The sequence below is a fragment of the Parvibaculum sp. genome, from assembly GCF_049671045.1.
GTDB lineage: Bacteria > Pseudomonadota > Alphaproteobacteria > Parvibaculales > Parvibaculaceae > Parvibaculum.
The window spans coordinates 1-2,587 of sequence record NZ_JBATUH010000063.1; the positions used below are offsets into that span (position 1 = coordinate 1).

At 68.7% G+C, this 2,587-nt stretch carries 2 protein-coding genes and 2 pseudogenes; all 4 read left to right on the forward strand.

Annotated features, from left to right (window positions below; translation table 11 throughout):
• A pseudogene (locus WBG82_RS07605) lies at nt 1-218 on the forward strand (hydroxymethylbilane synthase); the annotation flags it as partial.
• A gap of 5 nt (nt 219-223) precedes the next feature.
• Nucleotides 224-952 (forward strand): uroporphyrinogen-III synthase, encoded by a 729-nt coding sequence (locus WBG82_RS07610; RefSeq protein WP_424423298.1) that lies wholly within the window; start codon nt 224-226, stop codon nt 950-952.
• 131 nt (nt 953-1,083) lie between these two features.
• Entirely contained in the window at nt 1,084-2,397 is a 1,314-nt protein-coding gene (locus WBG82_RS07615; protein ID WP_424423296.1) for a COG4223 family protein, read from the forward strand.
• Nucleotides 2,397-2,587, forward strand: a pseudogene (locus tag WBG82_RS07620) (hypothetical protein); the annotation flags it as partial. The gene WBG82_RS07615 and the pseudogene WBG82_RS07620, both read left to right, overlap by 1 nt.

Consider the following 2,587-nt stretch of genomic DNA (forward strand, 5'->3'; position numbering starts at 1 on the left):
TCGCCGTGCTCGACGGCTCCTGCCGGACGCCCATCGCGGCGCTCGCGATCATCGAGGGCGAGCGGCTCTCCATGCGCGCCATGATCCTGACGCCGGATGGCAGCGAGGTCATCGAGACGTCGCGCGAGGGGCTTGCAAGCGACGCGGCGGCGCTCGGGCGGGATGCGGGCGAGGAACTGAAACGCCGCGCGGGCCCTCATTTCTTCGAAGGCTCGTGAGCCTCATGCGCCTGCTCGTCACCAGACCGGACGAGGATGCCGGCTCCCTTGTCGAGCTTCTGGCGGAGATGGGGCATGAGGCCGTCTCGGCGCCGCTCATGGAGATCAGGCTCCAGCGCGAGGTGAAGATTCCCGATACGCCCTATCAGGCCATTCTCATCACCAGCGCCAATGGCGCGCGCGCCATTGGCAAGCGCCTCGAGATCGCAAGGCTGAGGAACATTCCCGTCCTCGCGGTCGGGGGCGCGAGCGCGGAAGCGTCCCGCGAGGCGGGCTTTCGCGATGTGGAGGCTGCGGGCGGCGATGTGACATCGCTCGTCGATCTCGCTTTGCGGCGGCTCGAGCCCGGCGCCGGGCCGCTTCTCCATGCGGCGGGCAGCGTGGTCGCGGGCGACCTCAAGGGCGACCTCGAAGCGCGCGGCTTCAGCGTCGATCGCGTGATCCTTTATGAAGCGATCGCGGCCGAGCACATGCCGGAGGCCGCCTCCGAGGCGCTGAAGTCGGAAACGCTTTCGGGCGTTCTTCTCTATTCGCCGCGCACGGCGCGCATCTTTTCAGCGCTGGTGCGCGAGGCGGGGCTTGAGGACAGGCTTCGGCCTCTCGCCGCCTATTGCCTGTCGCAGGCGGTGGCGGAGGGGCTTGCCGGGCTTCCGTTCGCGCGGGTCCATGTCGCGCGCGAGCCGAGCCAGGCCGCACTGCTCGAATTGCTGGAACCCGAATTCCGCCCCGGCTGACGCGCCTCGCAACGTGTCGCGACCATCTGTCTTCGGCATGAAAAGGCGGAATTCAGCCAATCGTGCCTTTCCGGTGCCATGATCCCCTTTATAGTGAGGTAACGAATTCCGGAACGAGGGCCGCACTTTTCATGAGCGACGCGAAGGGCACCAACGACAAACCCGATATGCCGGACGCCGATCTGCCGGGCGGAGAAGCCGAGCTTCTCGGGCCGGAAAGGACCGAAAAGCCCGAGCCCCAGCGCAAGGAACCGCCCGTCATTGACGGCGAGGCGGAAGACGTGACCCCGGCGGGCGAGGCCGGCAAATCCTCGGCCTCCGCCTCCGCCGCCACTGGCACTTCTTCTTTTTCTTCCGCGTCATCCGCGCCCGAAAAGGGGCAAGGCGGCGGGCGCGCCGCTCTGCGGGTCGCGGTCGCCGTCATCGCAATCGGGGCCGTCGGCGCCGGCGCCTATTATCTCGGCATTGGCCGCGAGAGCGGCCCTTCGCCCGAGGCGGAGGCCATTGCGGCTCTCGACGGGCGTCTGTCGCTCGTCGAACGGAAGGCCGAGACGGAAGCGAGCTTCGTTCGCGGAGAGACGAAGCATCTCGACGAGCGGCTTGGCGAGGCCGAGCAGAAGATCGCCGCCGAGGCGCAGTCGCCCGACAGCATTTCCTCGATCAACCAGCGGCTCGACCGGCTCACGGCCGATGCGGATGCGTTGAAGCAGGGTTTCGGCGAGACGCAGGGCGAGTTGCAGGCGAGCCGGCAGAAGATCGACGAGCTTCAGCGCAGCATGCCGCCGGCGGGCATTGCCGATCAGGTGGCGCGGCTCGACGCGATGCTGAAGGCGCTCAGCGGCGCGCTCGATACGCTGCAGCCGCGCGTCTCTGAAATGGAATCGCGCGTCGCCGCCCTCGAGGCGAAGAAGGAAGACCCCGACGCGGCCGCCCGCGCGGCGCTCGGTCTTGCGCTTGCCAATCTCGCGCGTGCCGCGGAGACCGCCTCGCCCTTCAGGAGCGAGCTCGATGCCGTCGCCGCCTTCCTGCCGAACGAGCCGGGGCTGGCGGCGCTTGCCGGTCCCTCGGCAACGGGCGTTGCAACGAAGGCGAGCCTCAAGGAGAGGTTTCCGGCGCTCGTCCAGTCCGTTCTCGATGCCGAGCGCCGCGCGGGCGCGAACGGGCTCTGGGCGCGCTTCATCGCCAATGCGCGTTCGCTCGTCACGGTCAGGCGGACGGGCGAGATCGCGGGCGAGGACACGGAAGCCGTGATCGCGCGCATGGAGGAGCGGCTCCGCGCCGACGATCTGGCGGCCGCGGTCGATGAGGGGGCGAAGCTCAAGGGCGCGGCGGCGGAGGCGGCGGCCCCATGGCTTGCCGAGGCGCGGGCGCGGGTCGAAACCGAGCGGCTCTTGCGCGAACTCTCGGCCCATGTCGCCGCGCGGCTGTCGAAGGCGAAGGGCTGATGCTGCGCGCGCTCTATATATTCCTCATCATCGCGGCGCTCTCGGCGCTGGCGATCTGGCTTGCCGACAATCCGGGCGATCTCGTGCTTCACTGGCGCGGCTATGAGGTGCGGACGAGTTTCGTCGTCGGTCTCGGGCTGATGGTCCTCGTCGCCTTTCTCGTGCTCTTCATCTATCGCGTGACGGCGGG

What these genes read in the sequence shown, in the direction of transcription:
- WBG82_RS07610 (WP_424423298.1), top strand. Translation starts at nt 224, where the DNA reads ATGCGCCTGCTCGTCACCAGACCGGACGAGGATGCCGGCTCCCTTGTC.
- WBG82_RS07615 (WP_424423296.1), top strand. Translation starts at nt 1,084, where the DNA reads ATGAGCGACGCGAAGGGCACCAACGACAAACCCGATATGCCGGACGCC.